This window comes from Roseivirga pacifica (assembly GCF_900111145.1).
Lineage (GTDB): Bacteria > Bacteroidota > Bacteroidia > Cytophagales > Cyclobacteriaceae > Roseivirga > Roseivirga pacifica.
In genome coordinates this window covers 1,632,433-1,658,507 of the sequence record NZ_FOIR01000001.1, presented here as the reverse complement: position 1 = coordinate 1,658,507, position 26,075 = coordinate 1,632,433, and the positions used below count along the sequence as shown (strand labels likewise).

The 26,075-nt window shown below is 41.8% G+C and carries 24 protein-coding genes and 1 tRNA gene; 10 read left to right on the top strand and 15 right to left on the bottom strand.

The features are described from left to right. Positions 1 to 194: 194 nt before the first annotated feature. Positions 195 to 3,098 (bottom strand): aminomethyl-transferring glycine dehydrogenase, encoded by a 2,904-nt coding sequence (gene gcvP, locus BMW98_RS07350; RefSeq protein WP_090257858.1) that lies wholly within the window; start codon positions 3,096 to 3,098, stop codon positions 195 to 197. Positions 3,099 to 3,284: 186 nt separating this feature from the next. Here gcvP and BMW98_RS07345 point away from each other — a divergent pair, with 186 nt between their 5' ends. Beyond that, positions 3,285 to 4,775: a M28 family peptidase gene (locus BMW98_RS07345; RefSeq protein ID WP_090257857.1), complete on the top strand. Its 1,491-nt coding sequence runs from the start codon at positions 3,285 to 3,287 to the stop codon at positions 4,773 to 4,775. Between the two features lie 73 nt (positions 4,776 to 4,848). Further along, a complete protein-coding gene (locus tag BMW98_RS07340; protein WP_090257856.1) occupies positions 4,849 to 5,763 on the top strand; it encodes a DUF1835 domain-containing protein in 915 nt (304 codons plus the stop codon). A gap of 47 nt (positions 5,764 to 5,810) precedes the next feature. Here the strand turns inward: BMW98_RS07340 and BMW98_RS07335 are convergent, their stop codons facing one another. Further along, the gene (locus BMW98_RS07335; RefSeq protein WP_090257855.1) at positions 5,811 to 6,677 is read right to left on the bottom strand and encodes a DUF4097 family beta strand repeat-containing protein; all 867 of its coding nucleotides are present in this window, start codon (positions 6,675 to 6,677) and stop codon (positions 5,811 to 5,813) included. Between the two features lie 60 nt (positions 6,678 to 6,737). Continuing rightward, complete coding sequence (locus tag BMW98_RS07330) at positions 6,738 to 8,051, bottom strand: DEAD/DEAH box helicase (RefSeq protein ID WP_090257854.1); 1,314 nt, start codon at positions 8,049 to 8,051, stop codon at positions 6,738 to 6,740. A 65-nt stretch (positions 8,052 to 8,116) separates the two neighbouring features. On the opposite strand from BMW98_RS07330, the gene BMW98_RS07325 reads away from it, so the two are divergent. Together BMW98_RS07325 and BMW98_RS07320 are read left to right on the top strand one after the other, a co-directional pair. Continuing rightward, positions 8,117 to 9,454 carry a dihydroorotase gene (locus tag BMW98_RS07325; RefSeq protein ID WP_090257853.1) on the top strand — a complete coding sequence of 446 codons (1,338 nt, stop codon included), beginning with the start codon at positions 8,117 to 8,119 and terminating at the stop codon, positions 9,452 to 9,454. Between the two features lie 130 nt (positions 9,455 to 9,584). Beyond that, a tRNA-His gene (locus tag BMW98_RS07320) sits at positions 9,585 to 9,660 on the top strand. A 131-nt stretch (positions 9,661 to 9,791) separates the two neighbouring features. Here BMW98_RS07320 and BMW98_RS07315 read toward each other — a convergent pair. Beyond that, positions 9,792 to 10,547 (bottom strand): hypothetical protein, encoded by a 756-nt coding sequence (locus tag BMW98_RS07315; RefSeq protein ID WP_090257852.1) that lies wholly within the window; start codon positions 10,545 to 10,547, stop codon positions 9,792 to 9,794. 227 nt (positions 10,548 to 10,774) lie between these two features. Here BMW98_RS07315 and BMW98_RS07310 point away from each other — a divergent pair, with 227 nt between their 5' ends. Together BMW98_RS07310 and BMW98_RS07305 are read left to right on the top strand one after the other, a co-directional pair. Beyond that, on the top strand, positions 10,775 to 11,152 hold the full coding sequence (locus BMW98_RS07310) for a hypothetical protein (protein WP_090257851.1): 378 nt from the start codon (positions 10,775 to 10,777) through the stop codon (positions 11,150 to 11,152). 27 nt (positions 11,153 to 11,179) lie between these two features. Continuing rightward, positions 11,180 to 11,440 (top strand): hypothetical protein, encoded by a 261-nt coding sequence (locus BMW98_RS07305; RefSeq protein WP_090257850.1) that lies wholly within the window; start codon positions 11,180 to 11,182, stop codon positions 11,438 to 11,440. Here BMW98_RS07305 and coaE read toward each other — a convergent pair. The 7 genes from coaE to BMW98_RS07270 form a co-directional block, all read right to left on the bottom strand. After that, positions 11,426 to 12,034, bottom strand: coding sequence for a dephospho-CoA kinase (gene coaE / locus BMW98_RS07300; RefSeq protein WP_090257849.1), 609 nt, complete (start codon positions 12,032 to 12,034; stop codon positions 11,426 to 11,428). The genes BMW98_RS07305 and coaE overlap by 15 nt on opposite strands. Beyond that, positions 12,027 to 12,995: a CdaR family protein gene (locus BMW98_RS07295; protein ID WP_090257848.1), complete on the bottom strand. Its 969-nt coding sequence runs from the start codon at positions 12,993 to 12,995 to the stop codon at positions 12,027 to 12,029. The genes coaE and BMW98_RS07295 overlap by 8 nt, the downstream gene beginning before the upstream one ends. A gap of 9 nt (positions 12,996 to 13,004) precedes the next feature. Continuing rightward, a complete protein-coding gene (gene yajC / locus BMW98_RS07290; RefSeq protein ID WP_090257847.1) occupies positions 13,005 to 13,328 on the bottom strand; it encodes a preprotein translocase subunit YajC in 324 nt (107 codons plus the stop codon). Between the two features lie 7 nt (positions 13,329 to 13,335). Beyond that, positions 13,336 to 13,863 (bottom strand): DUF1573 domain-containing protein, encoded by a 528-nt coding sequence (locus tag BMW98_RS07285; RefSeq protein ID WP_090257846.1) that lies wholly within the window; start codon positions 13,861 to 13,863, stop codon positions 13,336 to 13,338. Between the two features lie 11 nt (positions 13,864 to 13,874). Beyond that, positions 13,875 to 14,192, bottom strand: coding sequence for a YtxH domain-containing protein (locus tag BMW98_RS07280; protein WP_090257845.1), 318 nt, complete (start codon positions 14,190 to 14,192; stop codon positions 13,875 to 13,877). A gap of 7 nt (positions 14,193 to 14,199) precedes the next feature. Next, the gene (gene nusB, locus BMW98_RS07275) at positions 14,200 to 15,378 is read right to left on the bottom strand and encodes a transcription antitermination factor NusB (protein ID WP_090257844.1); all 1,179 of its coding nucleotides are present in this window, start codon (positions 15,376 to 15,378) and stop codon (positions 14,200 to 14,202) included. A gap of 69 nt (positions 15,379 to 15,447) precedes the next feature. After that, the gene (locus tag BMW98_RS07270; RefSeq protein ID WP_090257843.1) at positions 15,448 to 16,551 is read right to left on the bottom strand and encodes a Glu/Leu/Phe/Val dehydrogenase dimerization domain-containing protein; all 1,104 of its coding nucleotides are present in this window, start codon (positions 16,549 to 16,551) and stop codon (positions 15,448 to 15,450) included. Between the two features lie 150 nt (positions 16,552 to 16,701). Here BMW98_RS07270 and BMW98_RS07265 point away from each other — a divergent pair, with 150 nt between their 5' ends. Continuing rightward, positions 16,702 to 18,486: an ABC transporter ATP-binding protein gene (locus BMW98_RS07265; RefSeq protein ID WP_090257842.1), complete on the top strand. Its 1,785-nt coding sequence runs from the start codon at positions 16,702 to 16,704 to the stop codon at positions 18,484 to 18,486. A 25-nt stretch (positions 18,487 to 18,511) separates the two neighbouring features. Here BMW98_RS07265 and BMW98_RS07260 read toward each other — a convergent pair whose 3' ends face one another. From BMW98_RS07260 to truA, 3 genes are read right to left on the bottom strand one after another with little or no spacing between them, the layout of a single operon-like run. Next, entirely contained in the window at positions 18,512 to 19,036 is a 525-nt protein-coding gene (locus tag BMW98_RS07260) for a hypothetical protein (protein ID WP_090257841.1), read from the bottom strand. Next, entirely contained in the window at positions 19,036 to 20,811 is a 1,776-nt protein-coding gene (locus BMW98_RS07255; RefSeq protein ID WP_090257840.1) for an ABC transporter ATP-binding protein, read from the bottom strand. The genes BMW98_RS07260 and BMW98_RS07255 overlap by 1 nt, the downstream gene beginning before the upstream one ends. After that, positions 20,792 to 21,556, bottom strand: a complete 765-nt coding sequence (truA, locus tag BMW98_RS07250; protein ID WP_090257839.1) for a tRNA pseudouridine(38-40) synthase TruA — start codon at positions 21,554 to 21,556, stop codon at positions 20,792 to 20,794. The genes BMW98_RS07255 and truA overlap by 20 nt, the downstream gene beginning before the upstream one ends. 135 nt (positions 21,557 to 21,691) lie before the next feature. Here truA and BMW98_RS07245 point away from each other — a divergent pair, with 135 nt between their 5' ends. Then, entirely contained in the window at positions 21,692 to 22,192 is a 501-nt protein-coding gene (locus tag BMW98_RS07245; protein WP_162844700.1) for a DUF4293 domain-containing protein, read from the top strand. 74 nt (positions 22,193 to 22,266) lie between these two features. On the opposite strand, the gene BMW98_RS07240 is transcribed toward BMW98_RS07245, so the two are convergent. Beyond that, positions 22,267 to 22,797, bottom strand: coding sequence for an FKBP-type peptidyl-prolyl cis-trans isomerase (locus BMW98_RS07240; protein ID WP_090257837.1), 531 nt, complete (start codon positions 22,795 to 22,797; stop codon positions 22,267 to 22,269). Positions 22,798 to 23,014: 217 nt separating this feature from the next. Between BMW98_RS07240 and htpG the strand changes: the two genes are divergently transcribed. Together htpG and BMW98_RS07225 are read left to right on the top strand one after the other, a co-directional pair. Next, positions 23,015 to 24,910 (top strand): molecular chaperone HtpG, encoded by a 1,896-nt coding sequence (gene htpG, locus BMW98_RS07230; RefSeq protein WP_090257835.1) that lies wholly within the window; start codon positions 23,015 to 23,017, stop codon positions 24,908 to 24,910. A 110-nt stretch (positions 24,911 to 25,020) separates the two neighbouring features. Beyond that, positions 25,021 to 25,992 (top strand): TlpA family protein disulfide reductase, encoded by a 972-nt coding sequence (locus BMW98_RS07225; RefSeq protein ID WP_090257834.1) that lies wholly within the window; start codon positions 25,021 to 25,023, stop codon positions 25,990 to 25,992. Positions 25,993 to 26,075 lie beyond the last annotated feature (83 nt).

The window sequence follows — 26,075 nt, the reverse complement described above, 5'->3', positions numbered from 1 at the left end:
GATAATTTTGGTATACACTTTTATGTATTCTACATACCGCTTATTTGAAAAAATATTACAATTATTTGAATTAGTTTAACCTATTCAAGTCCCTCATGACAAACCTGGATGAGCGTAAATTAAGACTGGAGATAATCAAACAAAAAACCCCAAGCCTTCACTTGGGGTTTTTACTTTCTTATAATTACAATGGCTTAGGCCATTGCTTCTTCTTCCTGATAATCTGAAACTGGAATACAGCTACACATTAGGTTTCTGTCGCCATAAGCAGAATCGATTCTGGCAACTGTTGGCCAAAACTTAGCCTCCTTAACATAAGGCGCTGGGTAAACGGCCTTCTCTCTAGAGTATGGCATTTCCCACTGCCCCTCCAACACCATTGCGGCCGTGTGCGGAGCATTTTTCAATACATTACTACCTTCTTCGGCAATTCCATCAGCAATTTCTCTGATTTCCTGACGAATGCTCAACATTGCTTCGCAGAACCTATCCAGCTCAGACTTAGACTCAGACTCAGTTGGCTCAATCATTACAGTACCTGCAACAGGGAATGACACTGTTGGTGCGTGGAAACCATAGTCCATCAAACGCTTAGCGATGTCTTCTACTTCTACCTTTTGGTTTTTGAAGTCGCGGCAATCCACGATCATTTCATGAGCACAACGGCCTTTGCTACCTGCATAAAGAATCTTAAACTCTTTCTCCAGCTTCGCTTTGATGTAGTTGGCGTTTAGAATAGCCATTTTAGTTGCATTGGTCAACCCTTCGGCACCCATCATGGCAATGTAAGCGTAAGAAATTGTTAGAATACTTGCGCTACCCCAAGGCGCTGCAGAAACCGCAGTTATGGCGCTATCACCACCGCTTTCTATCACTGGGTTACCCGGCAAGAATGGCGCAAGGTGCTCTGCAACACCAATTGGCCCCATACCAGGCCCACCACCACCGTGAGGAATACAGAACGTTTTGTGCAAGTTAAGGTGACAAACATCGGCCCCAATAATACCAGGGCTTGTTAAACCAACCTGCGCGTTCATGTTGGCACCATCCATGTAAACTTGTCCGCCATGCTCATGAATTAGCGCACACATGTCTTTAATGCTTTCTTCGAACACCCCGTGAGTAGACGGGTAAGTAACCATTAGGCAAGAAAGCTCATTGCTGTGCTGCTCTACTTTAGCCTTTAGGTCTTCTACATCAATATTCCCCTTCTCATCACAGTTTACAATTACCACCTTCATGCCGGCCATAACCGCAGAAGCAGGGTTTGTACCGTGAGCTGAAGAAGGAATTATAGCAATGTTTCTGTGTCCTTCGCCACGGCTTTCGTGATAAGCACGAATAACCATTAAGCCAGCATACTCACCTTGAGCACCAGAGTTTGGCTGCAACGAAACATCATAGAAACCAGTAATTTCAGACAACCAATCCACCAAATCGTGGAACATCATGTGATAACCACGGGTTTGGTACGTTGGTGCAAATGGGTGAATACCACCGAACTCAGGCCAGGTAACTGGCACCATTTCGGCAGTTGCATTCAACTTCATAGTACAAGAACCTAGTGAAATCATTGAATGCACCAATGAAAGGTCCTTGTTCTCTAATTTTTTGATATATCTCAGCATCTCATGCTCTGAGTGGTATTGGTTGAATACCGGGTGAGTCATGAAATCACTCTTTCTTTCTAAATCGGCTGGCAACGCTACCTCTAGATCAGCTGCTTCACCATCCAAATCGAAATCCATTACCTGACCAGTAGCCTCAGCAAAAATTTCGAAAATAACCTGAACGTCTTCTACTCGAGTAGTTTCGTCAACCGCAATACCAATGCTACCATCTTCGAAATAACGGAAGTTCACTTGGTTTACTTCAGCAATAGTTTTCACTTTCTCAGCCATGGCCAAGTCAGTCTCTATTCTTAGTGTATCGAAGTAAAGGTCATTTAACTGATTAAAACCTAAGTGCTTCAATCCTTTGTTCACCAACTGGGCAAAGCCATGGATTTTGAAAGCAATGTGCTTAATACCTTGCGAGCCGTGATAAACACCATACATACCCGCCATTACACCTAACAATACCTGCGCTGTACAAATATTTGAAGTAGCCTTCTCTCTACGAATATGTTGCTCTCTGGTTTGAAGGGCCATTCTATAAGCCTGATTGCCTTGGCTATCGATAGAAGCACCGATAATTCGACCAGGAATTTGGCGTTTGAAAGCTTCTTTAGTAGCAAAGTAAGCCGCGTGTGGACCACCGTAGCCCATAGGTACGCCAAAACGCTGCGTTGTACCAACTACAGCATCGGCACCCATTTCACCCGGAGGTGTTAAAAGAGCCAGCGACATTAAATCGGCAGCTGCGGTTACAAATACATTGTTTTCATGAGCACTAGCGATAAGCGAGCTATAATTGATCACTTTTCCGTCACCAGCAGGATATTGGATTAAGATACCGTAAAGGTCTTCTCTAGTTAAATCTAAATCTGCAACAGCACCAATTTCCAAATCAATACCAACCGGAATTGAACGTGTTTTTAACACTTCAATCGTCTGAGGAAAAGTATTCTCATCTACGAAAAACGTGTTGGCCGATTTCTTATCCTTCTTGCGCTGACCAGCAAACATAAACATTGCCTCTGCAGCAGCAGTGGCCTCATCAAGTAGAGATGCATTCGCAATCTCCATCCCAGTAAGGTCCATTACCATGGTTTGAAAATTCACCAAGGCTTCCAGTCTACCTTGAGCAATTTCCGCCTGGTAAGGCGTATAAGCCGTGTACCATCCCGGATTCTCCAAGATATTTCGCTGAATTACACCCGGCACAATGGTATCGTAATAGCCCATACCAATGTAGGACTTAAACATTTTGTTTTGCGCTGCAATGTGTCTTAGGTCTTTCAAGAACTGAAACTCTGACTTAGGCAAAGGCAGGTTCAACGGCTCCTTCATTCGAATTCCGGCCGGCACAGTTTCTTCTATTAAAGCATCGAGGCTTGGTGCTCCAATCACCTCTAACATTTCCTGAACTTCCTTAGCGTCAGGGCCATTATGGCGGTCTTCAAACTTCTGGGTTTTCCGTAGATCGATTTTTGTCATATCCGCTAGTTTACTTAGCTAAAATTTCCTCTCAATTTCTGGCGGCAAAGGTAATTCACAATGACTTGATTTCCTTACATCTACAAAATAAAAACCTGCCCGTTTTGGATAAACGGAGCCACACACATTTAAAAATATCATTAGCTTTATGGCGCTAATTTTTAGAACCATAAAACAAACCAGAAAATGAGGAGATTATTATCATTTGTTGGTGCGGCTATTATGCTCCCTATGGGCGTGGTTGCTCAGCAACAAGATGCTTCTGTGAAGTATGCAAATACGATTACCCCACAAGACATGCGCAGCAAGCTTTCTATTCTTGCTTCAGACGATTTCGGTGGTCGTGAAACAGGTACAGAAGGTCAGAAAAAAGCATCTAAATTCTTAGAGGATTTTTATAAAGAAATAGGCCTAGAAGGCCCTGTCGATGGTACTTACCGTCAAAAATTCAACATGTATCAGTCAGACTGGTCTGATGTGTACATAAAAACTAGAAAAGGCAAGAAATTAAACGGTGAAGAAATCATTTTCCTTGGCTATGAAAACATGAGCAAAGAAGCTAAGCTTGATGCTGTTTATGTTGGAAAAGGCACTAACCTTGAAGGACTTGATTTAGAAGGCAAAGCAGTGATTGCTATGGCCGGAGATCGTTCGTTAATGAGAACACTTTCTGAAGCTGGCGCTAAAGCTGTAATGATGATGGCGGCTGACGATGAGCAATTCAAGCAAACGCTACCTCGTCAAAGAAGAGCCTTCATTATGGGCAGACTTCGCTTTGAAGAAGAGTACTCAGGCGATCCTTCTATGATTTTCTACATTACTCAAGAAATTGCTGCTGAGATATTCAGAACCTCAACAGAAGAGTTGACTAACAATGCGGAAACTCCATCTAACATCAAGGCTAGAACAGTAAATGTTTCAGTTAAAGAAAAGCTAAACACTATTTCTACTGAAAACATGATGGCTTTCTTGGAAGGCACCGACCTTAAAGATGAGGTTTTGGTAATCTCTTCTCACTATGATCACATCGGTCAGAACGAAGATGGTTCTGTAATTAACAACGGTGCTGACGATGATGGTTCTGGTACTACTGGTGTAATGGAAATTGCTGAAGCATTTGCCCAAGCAGCCAAAGAAGGCCACAGACCAAGAAGAAGCATTCTTTTCTTAAACGTAACAGGTGAGGAAAAAGGACTTTTAGGTTCTGCTTACTATTCTGACAACCCAATCTTCCCAATCGAAAACACGGTTAACAACCTTAACATCGACATGATTGGTAGAGTTGACCCTGAGCACGAAGAGTCTGGCAACAGAGACTATGTTTATGTAATTGGTTCTGAAAAGCTTTCAAGTCACTTAAAAGTTATTTCTGAGTACGCTAACATTACTTACACTAAGCTTGACTTAGATTACCGCTATGATGATCCAAACGATAGAAACAGATTCTACTACCGATCTGACCACTACAACTTCGCCAAAAAAGGCATTCCGATTATATTCTACTTTAACGGTACACATGCTGACTATCACAGGCCTACCGATACTGTAGAGAAAATCACTTTTGATGTAATGGCAAAAAGAGCGCAGTTGGTATTCCACACTGCATGGCTTTTAGCGAACAGAAACGACAGAACACCTGTAGATCGTGAAGACGATATGGACTACGGTTCTAGATAAAAGATTGTACAGTTCAATACAGAAAGCTACCTTCACCGGTAGCTTTTTTTATGCCCAAAAAAGATAGAATTATATGAAAACCATACACATTTTAAACGGTGACAGTACACTGGCAATTTTCAACAAATCAGGCCTTGAAGGAGAAATCTTGGTTTGGAGAGACGTATTGAGCCAAGGACCTGTAAACGCTCCATTTGGCAGCGATCAATTCTGGGCAGATAGGGAGGCTTATATGACAAGCTCTTTCGAAATTGAGCCAGGCAAATTCCAAACCGATGTAATAGACCCATTCAAAGCATTTGTATCGAAAATAGGAACATACAAACAGGTAGTATTGTGGTTTGAATATGACCTATTCTGCCAAATCAATATGCTCGCCCTTATGTCATATTTGGGTGAAAAGGTTGAACCTGGCACTGAGCTTTCCCTTGTTTGCACGGGCCACATTGAGGGATACGATAAACTGATGGGCCTAGGCGAGCTACCTGCAGACATATATACTCAGCTATACAATACGCGTTTAAAATTAGGTACTCGTGAGTTTGAATATGCACAAGGGGCATACAGCACTTATACCTCAACCGAGGCAGACGATTTGTACACTTACATGATCATGCCTTTCCACGAATTGCCTTACTTAGCCGCAGCCTTCGAGGCACATTGGAAGCGTTTTCCCTCAATCGAAACTGGGCTATCCGAAATTGAAGAAAAGATGCTTGAGTTTATAAAAGAAGGAGTAAAAACGGACAGAGAACTAGTAGGCAAAATGCTTAGATGGCAAACTACCCACGGCTTTGGAGACCTTCAGTATTTCGAAATACTTGAGCGCATCAAGCCACTCTTCACCAACTTTGAGACGCTTGAACTGAAACCAAGTTTAGACAAAGCCACCATCGAATCATTGATTGACAGAAACTACTGGCTTGGGGGCGCCAAAGCCAACAAATGGCAATACAATCCCGATACGCAAGAAATTGAAAGAAAGTAGATTTCTTAAAAAAAGCAATCCCCTCCCACTCAGGAGGGGTTAATGAATTACTTTTTCGACAAACGAACCCGACCGTCATTAGTGCGAATTCTTACGTCTGCTTCTCCCGAAGGGAGCTTATATTCTACTCTATAGTCTGACTCATGAATTAGATCGAAAGCACTTGAGGCCGTTACTCGCCCATCGTCTTTCGAAATATCAAAATCGCCACCGCCACTTAGCACCACCAGCTCAAAGCTGGCATCATCTCCAGAAAAATCGTACTTGCCTGCGTTTGAAAGCGAGGTTTCTATAAGCACATCACCATCTTCAGAGCGAATTTCTATGTCTTTGAAGTTTCCGTTACGGATATCGGCATCGCCATCTTCCACGTTTACGTATAACGATCCATTGCCGCCATCCATTCGTAAATCACCATCTTCCAATTCTATTTCGAAGTCATCGCCCATGCACTCAACCAAGTCCACATTGCCGTCTTCCGTTTCAATTGAAATCGTACCATTCACTGATTTGATTATGTAATCATCATCCTCACCCTGAATCCTGAGCGAACCAGTTTTAGGCATCTCAATGGTAATCTCATAGTCAAGGCGGTAATAGCCCATGGTAAAACGAGCATTCGGCTTTCTTTCACGAATAAAAAGATCCCCATCTCGCTCTTCCACGTCCACGTCAAAGCGGCCGCGGGCAGAGCTCATTCCCTTCACCTCTTCATTCCGCTCTATGTAAACATGCACATCGGAGCGATCGGTACCGGTTATTTTTACATCGGCATCCTCCGAACGCAAATGCAGCGTTCCGTTGCTACTCATGTTATATACTTCGTCTAGTTTAAAATTGCCCGAGTCTTGGGCTGCTGCGGTAAATGAAATTATGCTGAACATCAGCATAACCAGTGTTGATTTGAGTTTCATAATTTTGAGTTTTTTGACCTTACTAATTTAGTCAAAGCAACTCAAAAGTGAAACAGCAAGCTACCTTCTCCTTCTTTTACGGTTACCCTTGTTGCTTGGCTTTTTCTTATTGTTCGAAGGGAACTTCCTTTTTTTCTCATGGAAAGCCCCCTTAAAGTCAGGGTTAGCCTTTCGCTTTAACTGATCAATTGCGCGGTCAATTTCCTGCTTTTCATTAAAAGGAGTCTTCTCCACCTGAACATTATCAGGAATACTCAACCTTGGAATTTCTTGCTGAATCATGGCCTCAATTTTCGGTACATGATGCATCTCCAGCTCATTGGCAAATGTAATCGCCACCCCTTCGTTCTTCGCCCTTCCCGTTCTACCAATGCGGTGCACGTAATCTTCGTAAATCAACGGAACATCAAAATTGATCACGTGCGAAACCATGCTTACGTCCATTCCGCGTGCCGTTACATCGGTAGAAACCAGCATGCGCACATCGCCCTCCTTAAACTCATTCATGGCGTTTATTCGTGTATTCTGCCCCTTATTGGCATGAATTACACGAACACCACCTTCATGCTTTCGGTCTAAAAACTTTGCAATCTGGTCGGCATTTGTCTTTGTCTTCACAAATATGATCACCCTTGTTAAGGATTCATCCTTAAGCAAATTGCTCAGTAAGTTAAGCTTTGTTCTAAAGTTGGGAACTTCGTAAAGCCATTGCTCAATCGTTTCGATTACCGTAGCTTGCGGTGCTACTTCTACCTTTTCCGGAAACTCCAAAAACTCCTCGGTAAGGCGAATCACTTTTTCGGGCATGGTGGCAGAAAACAGTAAGTTTTGGCGCTTTACGGGCACAATTTCCAGAATGTTCCGAATCTGCGGCATAAAGCCCATGTCCATCATCTTGTCGGCTTCATCTAGCACCATCGTTTTAATTTCCCTCGTGAAAATTCCTCCCTTGGCATAAAGGTCTAGAAATCGACCGGGGGTACTCACAATCGCATCAACGCCTTCTTCCAGCGCTGCCAATTGTTGCTTAGGGCCAAGCCCTCCGTAAGTAGCCAAAACACGTAAGTCGGTATACTTGGCCAGCGCCTTAAAATGCTCATGGATCTGAATTACCAGTTCTCTGGTAGGGGCTAAAATCAATGCGCGTGGATGAGTTCCCTGCGCATACTTTAGTTTCATAACGATGGGCGTAACAAAGGCTAAGGTTTTACCTGTACCCGTTTGGGCAATTCCTAACACATCGTGCCCGGCCCTAGCAAGCGGTATGGCCTTTTGCTGAATCTCTGTTGGCTCCTCAAACCCGAGTTCCTCAATGGCATTCAATACTTGACGATTCAGCTTCAAGTCTTCAAATTTTTTCACTTCTACTGCCATTTTCGGTTTAATCTGGTTTGTTTTACAATGCAATTACGTCAAACGGCAAATAAAACAAAATCCTTATGGCATCGATACTTATTCTAAATGGAACTGTAGTTAATGAAAACCGCATTTTTGAAGCTGATATTTTTGTGAAAGACGGCCTAATTGAGGCCATTGGCAAAGATCTTCAGCACAAAACGGCCGATCAAGTAATTGATGCCACGGGGCTTCACATTGTGCCGGGACTTATCGATGACCAAGTTCATTTTCGTGAGCCAGGCTTAACCCACAAGGCAGAGCTCTATACTGAATCTAGAGCGGCTGTGGCAGGTGGTGTCACCTCGTTTATGGAAATGCCCAACACTGTTCCGAATACTTTAACCCAAGAATTACTCCAAGAAAAGTACGATAGAGCAGCACAAGCAAGCTTGGCTAACTACAGCTTTTTTATGGGAGCCTCAAACGACAACCTGGATGAAGTGTTGAAAACAAACCCTAAAGATGTTTGTGGTGTAAAGGTTTTCATGGGCTCATCTACCGGAAACATGTTGGTAGACAACCAAAAGACACTTGAAGGTATTTTCGCCAACTCTCCTACGCTCATTGCTACACATTGCGAGTCTGAAGAAGTGATTCAGCGCAACACGGCTGCCGCCAGAGAGCAATTTGGAGAAAACGTACCAATTGGTCAGCATCCAATCATCCGCAGCGAAGAAGCCTGTTTTGCGTCATCATCCTTTGCAGTGAATTTGGCTAGAAAAGCTGGAGCCAGATTGCATATTTTACACATTTCAACAGCCAAAGAGGTTGGCCTATTCGATACAGATATTCCATTAAAAGAGAAGAAAATCACTTCGGAAGCCTGTATCCACCACATGTGGTTCTCCGATGCTGATTATGCTGAAAAAGGCACTTTGATTAAATGGAACCCAGCTGTTAAAACTGCCAACGACCGCGATGGGATTATTGCAGGGGTAAACAGCAATGCCATTGACGTTATTGCTACCGACCATGCACCGCACACTTTAGAAGAAAAGCAAAACAACTATTTCAAAGCACCATCGGGTGGGCCATTAGTGCAGCATTCACTAGTTGCGTTGCTAGACCTTTACCACCAAGGAAAGTTTACCCTAGAAAAAATTGTAGAGAAAAGCGCTCATGCCGTAGCCGACTTATTCGAAATTGACAGAAGGGGATATCTGAAAGAAGGTTACCATGCCGATATTGCCATTGTAGACCTCAACAGTCCGTGGCAGGTGACTAAAGAAAACCTGCTTTACAAATGCAAATGGTCACCATTCGAAGGCCATCAGTTTAAGTCGAAAGTAATGCACACTATAGTTTCCGGGCAACTGGCCTATAGCAATGGCAAACTCAATGAAGTTGGCTCGGGACAAAGACTTGCCTTCGATAGATAAAAATCTAAAAAAGTCTATTTGCAATTTCATTGCTTTGACTTACCTTTGCAGACCCAAACACGAAAGGCGTTTGGTTATGATTGGCTCAGCTAGGGCTACCAAGGCTGCAAAGCTTTGAAATCATAAACACGGTGGTTGTAGTTCAGTTGGTTAGAATGCCTGATTGTGGTTCAGGAGGTCGCCGGTTCGAGTCCGGTCTTCCACCCTTTAAAGCCAGTTACTTTTGTGACTGGCTTTTTTATTGGCCCTAGCCGAAAAAATAAAAGCGCTCCCTAACCAAGAGCGCTTTTCACCTAAACTATGACTAGGGATAATCAACCTATCTATTACTAACTCCCTAGATTTTTTTAACTTCTTTGTATTGACTTAAGTCTGTTGGTTTCAAAATGTTATCCAACAACTCAGAATTAACAACTTCAATACTGCTATTTTCTTTTTTAAATGGCTCTATGTGCTCAATACTCACTACTGAGTACTTTGGGTCGCAATTAGAAAACACAACCATATTGGCCTTATTACGCTCTATCCTTAGGTTAGCATACTCACCAAAAGTACCTACCTCTAAAATCTCAGAGCAGTTATCAGTAATAAGCATTTCATTAAAACACTCAGGACAGAAGAAGATTTCTGATTCAAATGAGTTCTTACCAATACTTCCATTGCCGGCAACAACCCCTTTCTTAATAAAAGAGCCGCAGCCAATATGAATACGCTTATAAATAGGGTTGTCTGTAACTTTCAGGCTGTCGCACTTACTGCTATTCAGCCTGAATTCATAAAATTCTTGCGAACCGGCAACTTCCAACTCACCTAGTCGGCAATGTTCAAATTCAACACTGTGGAGCTGAGAGTTAATCAATGAGAAGCGGTCGATGCGACAATTCACAAAACGAAGGTTTGCCGAAGCCCTTGTGCCATCAAAAATGAGCTCTTTGAAATAGCAATTCTCAAAAGTCAAAGGCTTGGGTACGTGCTGGTCCTTTAGCGAAACAGTTGCTCCAACCTTAAACTCATAAGGCACAATTCTAAACTCTAAGTCTTTTCCCTTAAAGATATCTTTTACCTGTTTTGAATTAAGTAATCTGGAATCCATAGCACCTACGTGAACAATCGATATGTAATATTATCTAGAATAGCCCAAGTGCCCAATACCACGCCCTTGGTATTTTACATGTAGCAACTTATACCGTACATACAAATATTCTAAAATCAGAATCGTATTTGCTTGATTTTATGAATGTTAAGCCTTTTATTAGAATCAAGCTAAATAACTTAGCGTTTATGTAAAACTCGATTTACTCAGAGCCCCCTACAAATTTTATGAAGACAACTCAACTGTCCTCTAGCATACTTAACTACAATCTTTCTCAAGACAAAGTGCTTGATAAAATCAAGGCTTGGATCGATTCTAACTCCATGTTTCAAGATCATCGGTTTATTTGGCGCATTGGCGTTACCAATGCGGAATCAATCTTCGCGGTGGAAGGTCAATTAAGAGCCGATTACCAGTGCAAGCACTTTAAATATTGGCGAACAGATTCTTTTAATGAATCTGTGAAAACAATTAGTAAACTGACCAAATATCATTTTGTTTTCAAATCGCCATTACACAATTATATTGGGAAAGGGCAATACATATTTGTCTACAAAATGCCAACGCCTTATAAGCACCACTTTTACCACACTCAGCATTACTAAAAAGCTTCAGAATCGTTATATTTCGCCATGAATAAGCGAAATGGAACTGATTTTTTCGACCAACCTATAGTAGAGCAGGCACGCACGCTTTACTTAGAAGGCTCGTTTATGGTTGCTATTCGCTATTATGGTTACAAAGTGAACCTTTACCTGCTGAATGGGGAATACATTGAGGTTTTTTATAACCATAAGGAAGACAAAATTGAAAGAATTGCTCCCTTAGATTACACCCACAGCAGAATGAAGTTTTATGCCGATCAGATTAGGATCAGTTCAGTGGCTAGTTAAGCTCAAAAGTGCCTGGTGTATCTCCATTACCTGTGGAATAACCATCTGCGAATCATTATTATCAATCAAAAAGTCAGCGAGTTTTCTTCTCTGATTATCACTCGTTTGTTTAGCCAAAATATCATCTACCTGAGCAGCGCTTCTTTGAGGGTCACGTAGCAACACTCTTCGCTTTCTAAGCTCTTTCTCAGCCATTACTGCAATATTCTTATCCATTGCCTTATAACCGCCATGTTCAAAGAGGATGGCAGCTTCCTTTATTAAATATGGTGCGCTGCAATTTAACTTTGCCCATGTTTCAAAATCGCGCACCACGGCAGGGTGTACCAAACCATTCAGCTTTGCCAACTCATCATTGTTGCTAAATACCTTCTCGGCCAAGTATTGACGGTTTAAAGAACCATCTCCATTGTAACTGCTTTCTCCAAAAGTCGCAGTCACTTCTTTTCTTAACTGTTCATCTTCAGTTAAAAGGGCTTTGCCCCTATCATCTGCATAGTAAATAGGAATACCCAGGGACTGAAATACACGGGCAATCGTTGACTTTCCAGAGCCAATCCCTCCGGTTAGTCCTATCAGCAAGGGCTTAGTCATTTTTAATAAGTTTTACACGCAAAGGGGTAAAAGTCACATTGTCGATCTTAGGATTACGCTTTTCCACCTCAATGTAAATGGTAGAGTCTGCCGGATCGAAGTTATTGAAGTCAACCGTTAGCTCTAGCTCTGTGGAGTCGGTTGCATCAAACTCTAATTCACTTATAGCGTAAGTTACATCTAGCCTTTTGGGCTCAAAATCTATGGCATCAATTGGAAAGTTTTTCTTTTGTACAGGAAAGCTTTCTGTGATTTTGAGATACCTAACCACCGGAAAGCTAAGGCCAATTTCTTTAGTATTTGCTGAAACAAACTCGGGCAAATTCTCGAGCGTTATAGTACCCGAATAATCGGCATCTACACCCCTTACATTGGGAGTAACCAATATCTCTTCTATCGAGGCCAAAGTCTCTTCTGGTCCGGTGAGTAAAACGCTGTCGGGTCGAACTCTTATGCCTTCCAATATTCTATAGTTGTTATCTAGCCGGATTTGACTTTCGTCTACCGCCACAGGCACTGTCTTTTCAACTTTACGCTGAATATCAAACTTAATAGAATCGTTTGGGATGTAATTGATTACAACCGGCTCAAGATTGGCAGCAATTTCAGACCGTAGAGAACTCACCAATACAAACGGGCGCGAATCAGGCCTCTCCACATAAACATCAAGCGTTTCCATATTAAAGCCGAAGCTTCTAGTCATAAGGTCCCAGCCTCCGCCAGATACTTCTAGCGTTAGCCTTTCAGGCAATGGTTTGGTGGCTATATAAGCTTCTTTATCGTAGCTTATGGAAATAGGAAAGCTGATTTGAGAAACGTAGTTGTCTTTGTTCAGCGCACTAAAAAACCAAAAGGTGGTAGATATGACAACGCATATCAATACCACCTTAAGTCTTTCGTCTTTTCTACTTGGTGTTTGAAAAGACTTTTTAAATTTTTCGATTATCTCTTCAGCGCTCATTAACGACCGTTATTTTTTGTCGGCCATTTTTTTACTCGCTTCAAGCGAGATAGCTGTTTTTTCGAAAGTAAGTTTAGTGCCTTTATCAACCTCTAAGGTTACGGTTTCATCGTCTTGTGCAAGCACCTTTCCATGAATACCACCTATGGTAATAATAGTATCACCTTTTTTAATCTCGTTGATAAAATTCTTCTGATCCTTCTGCTTTTTTTGCTGCGGACGAATCATAAAGAAATAAAACACTAACGCAATCCCACCAAAAAGTATTAGTTGGGACATCCATCCACCACCTTGTGGTGCCGCCTCTGCCTGTAATAAAATACTATAAATCATTCCTAAATTATGGAGCTGGGGCAGCGTTCACTTGAACGAAGCCTCTTAAACTTAATCTTGTTTGTGCAGGGTTGGTATTAGCAACCACTGTAATTACAGGGTTCTGCTGACCATTTTTACCCTTGCTATCAAATCGTACCACGATTTCGCCAGTACCACCTGGAGGAACAGCCTCTTTAGTGTGCTGAGGCACTGTACAACCGCAAGAAGCTGAAGTACTTTGAATTCTCAAATCTTCAGTACCAACGTTGGTAAATTTGAAAGTATAGTTAACAACTTCACCTTGCTTAATAGTACCGAAGTTATATAATGTTTCGTCCCACTTAAAAGCAGCTTTAGCCGATACATTAGTTTCGATAGATGAAGCAGAAGGAGTGCTTGTTGGAGTTACGGTATTTCTTACCACACCGCCATTTTCCAATTGATTCACCCTTCTTTCTAGGTTAGCTAGTCTCTTTTCAGTTTCTGCATCGGAACAAGACGCTAAAAATAGCGCACATGCCAACACACTTAGTAGAGTTAGTTTAGTTTTCATGGTTATTGTTTTTATTCAGTTATTTCATTCGATTCTGTCGACTTGATCTGACCGATAAGGTCGTCAACATCACTCAGTAACTGTTCTGCCTTTTGGCGTGCCTGAGAAACAACTTTCTGCCCTTCTTCCTTTGCCATAGAAGAAACCTCCACTTTACCGTTAATGAGGTCTTCCAACAAATCTTCCAATTGCTGCTTGTACTTATCTAACTGATAAGACAGCTTGTCTCTTGTGTTCGATCCTTTATCAGGAGCATAAAGAATGCCCAGAATAGCTCCGGTGGCGGCTCCTAATACAAAAGCAAATAAGTTACTAGACCCTTTACTCATAATCTCTCTATTTGTTGTCTAACAATCCTCTTCCTGTTTTCTTCAAACGACCATCTTTCTTGAATTCGTTTGAGATCACATCTAAGATTCCGTTAATAAATTGTTTACTCTTAGGTGTACTGTAGTTTTTAGAAAGCTCAATATACTCATTAATAGTAACCTTCACAGGAATGCTTCTAAAATTAAGCATCTCTGAAATGGCCATTTTGAGTATAATTTGGTCGGTTACAGCCAGTCTGTCTATCTCCCAGTTTTTGGTTTTAGATGCAATTATCTCGCTGTATTCCTTATCATTTTCTATGCTACTGTCATAAATCAGTTCGAAGAAATCCTTGTCTTCTTCCCAATTATTAGAAAAATCAGGCAGTTCAAAATCTTTTGGATCAGAGTCTTCTTCCAAATCGCGAACGGTTCTGGTTACCAAACTCCTTACAATAGATTTATTTTCTACCCAACGAATATCCTTTTCCTCAAAGAAAGATAGAATCACTTCGGTCTTAAAAACGACTTGCTTAATTAAGTGTTCTATTAATTCTTTGTCTTGCTCAAAAGTAGGATTAGCGGTTCTGCGGTACTCAGCAAAAGTCTCATCTTTCTTGATGATGTCTTTGTACCAGCTTTTCAAATTATCCTCTTCATCTTCCCACTGCACATTCTTTTTTACAGAAGCTACCTGAAGTTTAGAACACTTGCGGAAATACTCTGTCACTCTGTTTTGCGGAAAGTTGAAATCACCAGTAAGCAAACGTTCCGGTGATAATCGCTTCTTTTTATCTGCTTCGGTCTTAGCCAAATCGCTCCAAGCTACTAACAGCCCAATGGCCCAAAGAAAGTAGTCAGTCAAAGACTCTGCATCTAGAATCATGGCGTTTTTTAAACGCTCTTTGTCTTTAGCAGAATTGTTGAGAAATGTTTTGTAAACCGACTTGGCTACTGTTTCAGCCTCTTTCGAAATGGTTAGGCCTTCTGGTAATTGTGTTCCTAAAACTTGGTTAGAAAGTACCGCTTTCGCCTCCTGCTTATTGGCTTTAAGCAGTTCATGATTTTGAGGCTCCATGGAATTGAGGTCCGGTTTAAAGGCCTCATCAATTTCTGCCAGCCCTATGTTGTAGTTGGCCTCCTTGCATTGGCCATAAGCAAAGAGCGACTGCATTGCTTTAACCCTTAAAGATCTCCTATTGAGCATACTAGATTCGTAAAATCGTTAGTTTTTAATGGCTCGAAACAGATTTAGCCTCCGTTTCGAGCCATAAAGTTAGATGGATAGTTTTACTCTACCTACATCTTCTATGCGTTTTTCAGCTAATTTCATTGCTGCGTCTTGTGCAGGAATGTTCTCAGCTTCCGCTTTATTCAAAATATTAAGCGTTGTATCGTATATTTTTTCGGTCCACGCGTAAGCCAAATCTTTGTTGTAAGCTCCGGCCAATTCAGACGAAATATTAATAATTCCACCCGCATTTACCACAAAATCTGGTGCGTAAGTAATGCCTTTATCTAAAAGCATTTGCCCGTGAATACGCTCATTAGCCAATTGGTTATTAGCTGCTCCGGTAATTACTGGCGCCTTAATTCTGTTGAGCGTAGCATCGTTTAGGGTTGCCCCCATAGCGCATGGTGCGTAAATATCTACATCAAGGTCATAGATTTCGTCCATACCAACTACGGTAGCACCAGTATTGGCCGACACCTTTACCAAACGCTCTTCGTTAATATCGGTAATAAATACCTTAGCGCCTTCTTTAACCAAGTGCTCTACCAAGTACATACCTACTTGGCCAACACCTTGTACGGAGATTTTTTTACCTTCTAATGAATCTGAACCAAAGCCCTTTTTGGCTGAAGCTTTCATACCCATATAAACACCATAGGCTGTAACTGGCGAAGGGTCGCCACTTCCGCCCATTTCTACAGGCAAACCAGTAACATGCTTGGTTTCCATACCGATATACTGCATATCGGAGGTTTTCATGTTCATATCTTCGGCAGTGATGTACTTGCCATTCAGGCTATTTACAAACTTACCGAACCTTCTCAGGAAGGCTTCATTTTTCAACTTGGCCGGGTCGCCAATAATCACGGCTTTACCTCCACCTAAATTTAGGCCAGAGATGGCAGCCTTGTACGTCATACCACGCGAAAGGCGCAAAACATCAATTGCAGCTTCCTCTTCGGTAGCATAATTCCAAAAACGGGTACCACCAAGTGCTGGTCCCAAAACGGTATTGTGAATACCGATAATTGCTTTTAAGCCGGTAGCCTCATCGTGGCAGTAAACCACCTGCTCGTGACCGAGCTTAGAAGCCTCCTCGAAAATCGAGATACTTCCGACTTTTTCCATTTCTTGAATTCCTTCCATTACTATTAATACTAATTCCTTTACTTTTGCCCCTTCAGCATAATGAAAGGGGCCTTTTCCCCGACCGCAAAAGTAACCAAATAATCCAGATATACTAAAGATTATAGACTGTGCGGCAACCTTTAACCAAACGATGCTGTTAGTAGAAACGTGAAAGAACTTAGCCACTTAAACAAGTACCTTTTTAAGTACAAATTCCTGCTCATTCTGGGCATAATCTTTCTGGCAGTATCTAACTATTTTGCCGTTTGGCCTGCAAGGGTTGTACGCTATGCGCTCGATTATGTGACAGAAAGTTTTGGGCTTTATCGTGCTGCTGATGGTTCGGCAATAAGCAGTAGCCTATTTGATGATTTTGAAACTGGTATTTTAATTCTAGGTGGGCTCATTATTGTTATGGCACTTACCCGTGGCTTCTTTCTCTTTCTGGTTCGACAAACAATTATTGTGATGTCGAGAAAGATTGAATTCGATCTGAAAAACGAAGTCTTCGACCAGTACCAAAAGCTGCCGCTTAGCTTTTACCGAAAGAACAATACGGGCGATTTAATGAACCGCATTTCGGAAGATGTTACACGCGTGCGCATGTACCTAGGGCCGGGCATTATGTATGGCATTAACCTGCTTATTCTCTTCCCAATGGTGATTTACGAAATGCTAAGAGTGAATGCTGAGCTTACATTTTACGCCTTGTTACCGCTGCCCGTCCTTTCTGTGAGCATTTATTTGGTTAACAACATTATTAACAAGCGGTCTGAAGAAATTCAAGAGAGCCTTTCCGACCTTTCTACTCATGTGCAAGAGGCCTTTTCGGGCATTCGTGTACTCAAAGCTTTTGTACGCGAAATGGATTCATCGCGCAAATTCAACATTGCCAGCGAAGAATATAAGGACAAGTCGCTTAAACTAACTTTTGTGAACGCCCTGTTCTTTCCATTAATTATGGCACTTATCGGGCTAAGCATTATTCTAACCATATATATAGGTGGAAATAAGGTGATTAAGGGCGAAATAACTTACGGTAACATTGCCGAGTTTGTGCTTTATGTAAACATGCTAACTTGGCCTGTAACGGCACTCGGCTGGATCACCAGTATTATTCAGCGGGCTGCGGCTTCACAAAAAAGAATCAATCAATTTCTTAAGGAAGAAAACCACATTCAGTCTACCGAAAACCTAGATGTGGACATTGTTGGAAAACTAGCGTTCGAAAACGTTTCGTTTGTTTATCCCGACTCAGGAATTAAAGCATTAGACCAAGTAAGTTTTGAAGTGAGCCCTGGCGAATCTATTGCCATAATTGGTACTACAGGCTCCGGAAAAAGCACCATTGCCAACCTTATCTTAAGACTTTACGACACCACTCAAGGAGGGGTGAAAATTGATGGGAAACCTATTGAAGCTTATGACATTTCGAGCATGCGCTCGCAAATGGGCTATGTGCCGCAGGATGTATTCCTATTCTCCGATTCAATAGAAAACAACATTGCCTTTGGCGGAGATGACATCACCAAAGAGCAGATCATTCAAGCCGCCAAAGATGCCGATCTTTATGACAACATTGATGACTTCCCAGAGGGCTTCCAAACCATGTTGGGCGAAAGAGGCATCACGCTATCGGGTGGGCAAAAGCAGCGCACGTCAATTGCTCGAGCGATTGTGAAAAATCCAAAACTATTGATTTTGGACGATGCCTTAAGTGCAGTGGATACCAACACGGAAAACACCATTTTAAAGAGCCTAGCAAGAATTATGAAGGGCAGAACCTCGGTTATCATTTCTCACCGCGTTTCGTCAGCCAAACTTGCAGACAAAATCATAGTGCTGGATGATGGCAAAATCATTGAGCAGGGCACAAACGAGTCGTTGTTAGCTGCAGGCGGTGTTTACAAAGAGCTTTACGATAAACAGCTTAAGCAGGAAGAGGAAGCATAAAAATATTATTGATCTTCCAATTAACCTATTTAGCAGGCATATCAATAATCAGTTGCTGCTCAGAAATGTATTGTTCAATTGTAAAATCCTGAAGTTTAAAACCATACTCAGCAGCTTTTTCTATCAGGTTATCCTCAATAGTTTCTGGGCTTGGCATAACTACATTATGCGCCTCAATTGTTGCACGCATAGCACGCTTAGCCGGAATAGTCAAGCGTTGATAGCCATCAGGCAAATTCGCAGTTCCCTTGTTCAGCGCTACACCAATAAATAGCTTGATTTCCTTATCTACCAAGGTAGTATCATTGTAGTGCACAAGGGTTAAAACACCATTGAGTGTACCGTCTTCCACATAACCTCTTGCTCTAATAAAGGCTTCTTCAATCTTGGTGTCATCTCCATTTCCCTGAAAGTGCTCCCCTACCAAATTGTAATCCGAAATGTTTTCAACGGAGTAATCGATTTTATTCAAACCACCCAAGTACATATAGCCAGCCGTAATCGCGGCAATGGCCAAAATGCCAATAACTGTAATTGTTTTTTTGTTCATCAGGCAACTACTTCTTTGTATTGCATATTATATAGGTTGGCATAAAAACCCTCCTTTTCTAGCAGTTCTTTGTGCGAACCAACCTCTTTTATCTCTCCTTTATCGAGCACTATAATTTTATCTGCCCCTTGAATGGTAGAAAGTCTGTGAGCAATCACAATAGACGTTCTGCCTTTCATTAGCACCTCAATAGCATTCTGGATCAACTCTTCAGTTTCCGAGTCTACAGAAGAAGTAGCCTCATCAAGCACAATGATTTTAGGGTCGTAAACCATGGCACGCACAAACGATATCAGCTGGCGCTGGCCTACCGAAAGTGTAGATCCCCGCTCCATTACGTTGTAATCGTAGCCCTGCGGCAAACGCTCAATAAACTTTTTAGCCCCCACCAACTCGGCCGCTTGTCTTATCTTCTCATCAGAGATATTGTTATTGCCGAGGGTAATGTTCTGTTTAATTGTATCGGAAAACAAGAATACATCTTGCAAAACCACTCCGATACGTTCACGCAAGGCACCAAGGTCAAAGTCCTTAATATCTCTACCATCGATAGTGATTTGCCCTTTGTTAATATCGTAAAAGCGCGAAAGCAGATTGATGACGGATGATTTACCGGCACCGGTAGCGCCTACCAAAGCCACCGTTTGCCCTTCTTTTACCTCGAAAGAAATATCCTTCAGCACATAGTTTTCTTCATTGTAAGCAAACCATACGTTTTTAAAAGAAACATCTCCCTTCAGCTCTTTTGGTGCGTAGCTTCCATTATCATCTAAATGCTCATCGCTATCCAACAGTTTAAAGATCCTGTTCGAGCTCACAATCCCCATTTGCAAGGTGTTAAACCTATCTGCAATCATTCGGATTGGGCGGAAGAACATCTGAATGTACATGATGAAGGCGATGATTACACCCGGCCCAGCATCAAGCCCTACGAGCATACCGCGGGCACCGTACCAAACCGCCATACCAATAGCTATGGCTTGAATAATTTCTGCCACGGGGAAATAAATGGCGTAATATAGGACGGAGCGAATATGGGCCTTTTTGTGTTCCGAATTGATCTGTTTAAACTTATCGAACTCTCTTTCTTCAGCATTAAAAATTTGCACAATGCTCATGCCCGTAACATGTTCCTGAACAAATGAATTGAGATTCGAAACGGCATTTCTTACCTGATTGAACGTTACCTTGATTTTCTCTTTGAAAACGTAGGTACTGAATATCAGCAAAGGCAGTGTAGAAAGACTCACTAAAGTCAATCGCCAGTCGAGGTAGAACATATACCCCATAAGGAAAACCAGCTGCAGCAGGTCTCCAATTAGAGCCGCAATTCCTTCGCTAAATACGTTCGAAAGAGTTTCTATATCCGAAACGTTTCTGGTTACTAACCTACCGATTGGTGTTTTATCGAAAAACTTAAGCTTTAAACTCAACAGGTGCCTGTACAACTTAACGCGTATGTCGCGAATAATTACTTGCCCAAACCAACCAGAAAGGTATGTGTGAGAGTACTGCACTATAGCCAGCACTATAAGGTGGGCCACCAAAACCCCTAGTATAAAAACCAAGCCGTTATAATCGCCTTGAGGCACGTATTCGTCTATTGCTTTTTGAACCAAAATTGGCCTAATAGGCATTAACACCGCCAAAAACACGGTTAAGAATACAAGAAAGTAGAAATGCTTGATATAGGGCTTAGCAAACTGAAACAGTCTTCTCAGCACCTGAAAGTCAACAACATTCCCTCCTTTAATTTTATCTTTTTCCTTCTCCAAAATCTAAATAGATATCCTCAGGGTAGTCAACCTGAGTTAAAAACAATCCATGCGGAGCTGCAGCTTTGCCTGCTGCTTTTCGGTCTTTCGCATTGATGATATTAACAAAATCTTCGGGAGTTAGTTTCCCTCTGCCCACATCAATTAAAGTTCCTACCAAGGCACGGATCATTCCTCTTAAAAAACGGTCGGCCTTCACTTCAAAAACAAGCAAGTCTCCTCGCCAAATGAATTCAGCTTTGCGAAGGTCGCAAATAAAATTATTAACCTCGGTTTTCACTCGGCTAAAACTTTCAAAGTCTTGCTTACCGATAAGCTTGCTGGCCGCTTGGTTCATTAATTCAACATCTAACTTATAAGGCACGTAAAGCGATTCTTGTAAGCCAAAAGGAGACCGTTCCATCCTTAGAAAATACTCATATCCACGCTCTACTGCATCGAAGCGCGCATGGGCATCATCCTTTACCAAGTGTACTTTGTTTATCACTACATCATTGGGCAGAATGGCATTCAACTTATACGTCAACTGGCTGGGTTCCCAACTCTGTACCACATCGAAATGTGCGACTTGCTTTTTGGCGTGCACACCAGTATCGGTCCTACCGGAGCCTACAATGGCAGTTTCTGCCCGCAACATCTTACTGAGGGCTGACTGAATTTCGGCCTGCACTGTGTGGGCGTTTGGCTGAATTTGCCAACCGTGGTAATTTGTTCCGTTGTAAGAAATATCGAGGAAGTAGCGCACTGTTTTTTAATGAAGCCGCAAGTTAGTAAAAGCGCGGGAAGTCTGATTACAGAGATACATCCATCTTATTACCTACTTCTTACGTCATACCGCGCACGACTTACTATATTTGCACTCCAAAAAATTAAGAAGAAGATGATTCAGAGAATTCAGACTGTATTGTTGCTTGGTGTAGCCATTTGTATGGGTTTGGTTTTGGCCTACCCTATTTGGTTCGAAGAAAACCCTGATCAAACACAGGGCATTATTATGACAGCATTTAATACCGAAGTAGTAGACTTTGGCGGCACACTTGACAGAGGAGATGACGACACAATTGTAGAGTCAAACGCTAACTGGCACATTGCGAGCCTTGCTATTATCGCCTCTTTAGTAGCCCTTTTCTCCATCTTTCAATTTAAAAGCAGACTGAACCAAATGAAGCTAGGTGCGCTAAACGCCCTTATTATGGCCGCAACCTTGGGGCTTTCTTATTACCAGGTATTCCAGTTAGAAAGTAGCTTTTCCCCAGAAACACAAGGCTCTATATCGCTAGGTTTTTATCTACCAGCCTTTGCCATGTTGCTAAATATTTTGGCCAATCGCTTTATTAGAAAGGACGAAAAACTAGTAAAGTCTGCCGATAGAATGAGGTAATCTTCAAATTACTAAAGACATAAAAAAAGCCTGACTGGAAACTCCAATCAGGCTTTTTTAATATTCAACAACCACTATTGCTCTACCTCAACTAAGCTGATTTTGAACAACAAATTTTCATTCGGCATTACACTTGTAGATCCAATATTTCTGTAGGCCAACACCGAAGGAATGTAAAAGTCTCCACTGCCTTCCTCAGACAATAATAGTGTCGCAATTTGGAAACCAGGGATCAACTGACTAGTTCCTAAAGTAAATCTTAAAGGAGCATAATCTCTGTCAGAGTTGTAAATCCCCTCTTCTTTCGCCAAGTCTTCTTTACTCGTGTCGAGCAAGCTTCCACCAATTCTGTACAGTTCATAATCTACAGAAACCACTTGTCCTTCTTCTGGAAAAGTACCATTGCCTTCTGCAGTAATTACATACCTAATACCCGTGTCATGAGTTTCGGCCTGTATATCATTTGCCTCAAGATAAAGGTCGATTTTTTCTCCATCAACCTCCAATTGGGCAACAGGGTCGTAGCTTGGCCCATCGTCACTATTCAAACATCCGCTTAATCCAAAGGCCAAAAAAACAGATAGCCCTAATACCAACTTCTTCATGATAACATTTAGTTTTATAAGTTATTAAATGCCCAATGCCCCAAAATATTGCTTGGCATCAGGCCTTTTCATCTCCACTAGACATCAAAGGTAAACTAAAGGTTGGAATAGGAGGTGAGTTATTTTCAATTCCACCAAACTGCCAACCTGTCACATAAGCGGCATTGGTATGGCATTTGATTTTAGGCTGCCAGTTCAAAAAAACTGATAAATCGCTATGCAAGAAAAAGGTACTATCTCGATACATACCGAGAATATTTTCCCCATTATTAAAAAGTTTCTTTACTCAGATCACGAGATCTTTTTAAGAGAGCTGGTTTCTAATGCTGTAGATGCAACGCAAAAAGTTAAGCGCTTGGCATCTTTGGGCGAATACACGGGCGACCTTGGAGAAACACGTGTTGAAGTAAGCGTAAACAAAAAGAAAAAGACGATCACTATTAGCGATGCCGGTATAGGTATGACGGCTGAGGAGATCAAAAAATACATCAACCAAATTGCCTTTTCTGGTGCTACGGAATTCGTAGAGAAGTTCAAAGATGCTGGTGATGCCAAAGAGATCATAGGTAAGTTTGGTCTTGGTTTCTACTCTGCCTTTATGGTAGCTGGTAAGGTAGAAATTGACAGTTTGTCGTACCAAGAGGGTGCCGCGCCTGCCAAATGGATTTGCGATGGCAGCACCGAATTCGAAATTACCGAAGGTAAGCGCAAAACACGCGGTACAACTATTACCCTCCACGTAAATGACGATTCCGAAGAGTTCTTGGAAGACTTCAGAATTCAGCAGATTCTTGACAAATACGCCAAATTCTTACCTATCGAAGTAAAATTCGGTGAGAAGGACGAGCAAGTTGAAGATGGCACCGACAAAGAAGGCAAACCGAAATACAAAACGGTTAAGAAGGACAACATCATCAACAATACTGATCCGATCTGGACAAAGTCGCCTGCCGACCTAACCGATGAGGATTATCTTAACTTCTACAAAGAACTTTACCCATTCTCTGAAGATCCATTGTTCTGGATTCACCTGAATGTGGATTACCCATTTGAGTTAACAGGTATTCTGTATTTCCCTAAGTTGAAAAACGACTTCGAAATGCAGAAGAACAAAATTCAGCTTTACTCTCGCCAAGTATTTATTACCGATGAGGTGAAGGATGTAGTACCTGAATTCTTGATGCTATTGCACGGAATTATTGACTCACCAGACATTCCGCTGAACGTATCGCGTTCTTACCTACAGTCGGACGGTAACGTAAAGAAGATCAATTCTTACATTACTAAAAAGGTAGCCGACAAACTGGGCGAGCTTTTCAAAAAAGAGCGAGAATCTTACGAAAGCAAGTGGGACGATATCGGGCTATTTGTGAAGTACGGAATGATTTCTGAAGAGAAGTTCTACGACAAAGCAAAAGACTTTGCCCTAGTGAAAAACGTAGATGGCAAATGCTTTACTATTGAAGAATACGAAAAGCATATTGAGGCTAACCAAACCGATAAGGATAAGAACAAGATCTGGCTTTACGCTTCGAACCCAGCTAAACAAGATAGCTTTATCAGTGCAGCAAAAGACAAAGGTTATGACGTTTTAGTGCTCGACTCGCCAATCGATAGCCACTTTGTAAACCACATGGAACAGCAACTAAAAACTACGCAGGTAAAACGCGTAGATGCTGACAACCTGAACAAGCTGATTGACAAAGACGAGAAGCCAGAATTGGTGCTGAATGATGAGCAAAAAGAAAGCCTGAAAGGCGTATTCGAAAAAGCTATCGACAGTAAAACTTACACCGTGAACGTAGACGGATTAAGCCCTAACGATGCGCCTGTAACCGTTACCATGCCTGAGTTTATGCGCAGAATGAAGGAAATGCAAGCAACCGGTGGTGGCGGTGGTTTCAATATGTTCGGTGCCATGCCAGACAATTACGAAGTTACCGTAAACGGTAACCACCCGCTAGCCGATAAGATTTTGAAAGCTGATGCAGAAGAAGCACAAGGTGGTTTGGCCAAGCAGGCCTTCGATCTTGCCCTATTATCGCAAGGCTTGTTGGAAGGAAAAGACCTTACCGACTTTATCAAAAGAAGCACAGAGATTTTGGGTAAATAACTAACCCTTAATCCAAAGCATAAAATGCCTCACCGTTTGGTGGGGCATTTTTTTTGTTAATAGGTTTTACTATAATTAATCATTGAAAATCAACACAAACACAAAAGGTCATGAAAAACGCTCTCCTATTATTTCTTGCATTTGTTTCTTTTCAAACCCTTGGTCAAACAGAAAAAGTTACCATTAAACAGTCTGGTTTCAACCCCGAAGATTTTATGCGGGTAACTATCGGCAACAAAGTAGTCGAAATGAATAATGAAGGTGAAACCCTGTTTGAGGGTGATATAGATTTATCAAAACCCATAAAGGGAAGGATTCTGCTAAAAACAGGCCGCTATTCAGATTTCTTTGTAGAAAAAGGGGCTACTGAAGTAACTGTTTATAAAAAAGGATACCCTGCTTCTTTAGAAGTTCCGGGCTCAAAATCTCATCAGGTTTACCATGCGGTACACCATGCCAAGAACAAAAAGGCTTTTGTGTCCAACACCCTTAAGTACATTGATGACCCCATTGCACTTACCGAATTCAACAGCGGGTTTAAATTCGAAAAACTCGATAGAGCAGACTTAGAAAAAGTTTACAATGCCACCGCAGAGGATTTAAAGCCTTATTTAAACAATGTAAAGGCTTTTATGAACACCATGGATTTGGCCAAAATTGAAGTTGGCGGCCAGATAATTGACTTCACTGCAGCCGATAAAGATGACGAATATTTCGCCACCGATAAATACCGAGGCAAATACTTACTATTAGACTTTGCCGCAACGGGTTGTGGCCCGTGCTGGGCTGGCTATCCAGACATGATTGAGCAAACTTCGAAATACGAAAACCTACAAGTACTCACTTACAACGAAGACAACGCGATTGAAGCATGGCAAAACATTGCAGCACAAAGAAATGTAACCCTTGATTGGCCTGTACTTTGGAAAGGAGAAAACAAGCTTGAAGTATTCGAACTTTATAAGGTAGAAGGCTGGCCACTGCATTACCTTATATCACCAACAGGTGAAGTGCTAGAATCGTGGTTTGGCTCTGGTGGCGACACGTTGAAAAAAAAGCTACAAAAGCATTTGAACGATTAAAACAACTACCGACCGCTAGCGAACACTACCGTCCTCTACAGAACGGAATAGCAAATTATTAGACTTCAAAAAGCCCGAATAAC

What these genes read in the sequence shown, in the direction of transcription:
- coaE (WP_090257849.1), bottom strand. Translation starts at nt 12,034, where the DNA reads ATGACTAAGCCCTTGCTGATAGGACTAACCGGAGGGATTGGCTCTGGA.
- BMW98_RS07330 (WP_090257854.1), bottom strand. Translation starts at nt 8,051, where the DNA reads ATGGCAGTAGAAGTGAAAAAATTTGAAGACTTGAAGCTGAATCGTCAA.
- BMW98_RS07315 (WP_090257852.1), bottom strand. Translation starts at nt 10,547, where the DNA reads ATGGATTCCAGATTACTTAATTCAAAACAGGTAAAAGATATCTTTAAG.
- BMW98_RS07270 (WP_090257843.1), bottom strand. Translation starts at nt 16,551, where the DNA reads ATGGAAGGAATTCAAGAAATGGAAAAAGTCGGAAGTATCTCGATTTTC.
- BMW98_RS07245 (WP_162844700.1), top strand. Translation starts at nt 21,692, where the DNA reads ATGATTCAGAGAATTCAGACTGTATTGTTGCTTGGTGTAGCCATTTGT.
- BMW98_RS07295 (WP_090257848.1), bottom strand. Translation starts at nt 12,995, where the DNA reads ATGAGCGCTGAAGAGATAATCGAAAAATTTAAAAAGTCTTTTCAAACA.
- yajC (WP_090257847.1), bottom strand. Translation starts at nt 13,328, where the DNA reads ATGATTTATAGTATTTTATTACAGGCAGAGGCGGCACCACAAGGTGGT.
- nusB (WP_090257844.1), bottom strand. Translation starts at nt 15,378, where the DNA reads ATGCTCAATAGGAGATCTTTAAGGGTTAAAGCAATGCAGTCGCTCTTT.
- htpG (WP_090257835.1), top strand. Translation starts at nt 23,015, where the DNA reads ATGCAAGAAAAAGGTACTATCTCGATACATACCGAGAATATTTTCCCC.
- BMW98_RS07335 (WP_090257855.1), bottom strand. Translation starts at nt 6,677, where the DNA reads ATGAAACTCAAATCAACACTGGTTATGCTGATGTTCAGCATAATTTCA.
- BMW98_RS07325 (WP_090257853.1), top strand. Translation starts at nt 8,117, where the DNA reads ATGGCATCGATACTTATTCTAAATGGAACTGTAGTTAATGAAAACCGC.
- BMW98_RS07345 (WP_090257857.1), top strand. Translation starts at nt 3,285, where the DNA reads ATGAGGAGATTATTATCATTTGTTGGTGCGGCTATTATGCTCCCTATG.
- BMW98_RS07225 (WP_090257834.1), top strand. Translation starts at nt 25,021, where the DNA reads ATGAAAAACGCTCTCCTATTATTTCTTGCATTTGTTTCTTTTCAAACC.
- BMW98_RS07310 (WP_090257851.1), top strand. Translation starts at nt 10,775, where the DNA reads ATGAAGACAACTCAACTGTCCTCTAGCATACTTAACTACAATCTTTCT.
- BMW98_RS07260 (WP_090257841.1), bottom strand. Translation starts at nt 19,036, where the DNA reads ATGAACAAAAAAACAATTACAGTTATTGGCATTTTGGCCATTGCCGCG.
- BMW98_RS07240 (WP_090257837.1), bottom strand. Translation starts at nt 22,797, where the DNA reads ATGAAGAAGTTGGTATTAGGGCTATCTGTTTTTTTGGCCTTTGGATTA.
- BMW98_RS07285 (WP_090257846.1), bottom strand. Translation starts at nt 13,863, where the DNA reads ATGAAAACTAAACTAACTCTACTAAGTGTGTTGGCATGTGCGCTATTT.
- BMW98_RS07280 (WP_090257845.1), bottom strand. Translation starts at nt 14,192, where the DNA reads ATGAGTAAAGGGTCTAGTAACTTATTTGCTTTTGTATTAGGAGCCGCC.
- BMW98_RS07305 (WP_090257850.1), top strand. Translation starts at nt 11,180, where the DNA reads ATGAATAAGCGAAATGGAACTGATTTTTTCGACCAACCTATAGTAGAG.
- BMW98_RS07340 (WP_090257856.1), top strand. Translation starts at nt 4,849, where the DNA reads ATGAAAACCATACACATTTTAAACGGTGACAGTACACTGGCAATTTTC.
- gcvP (WP_090257858.1), bottom strand. Translation starts at nt 3,098, where the DNA reads ATGACAAAAATCGATCTACGGAAAACCCAGAAGTTTGAAGACCGCCAT.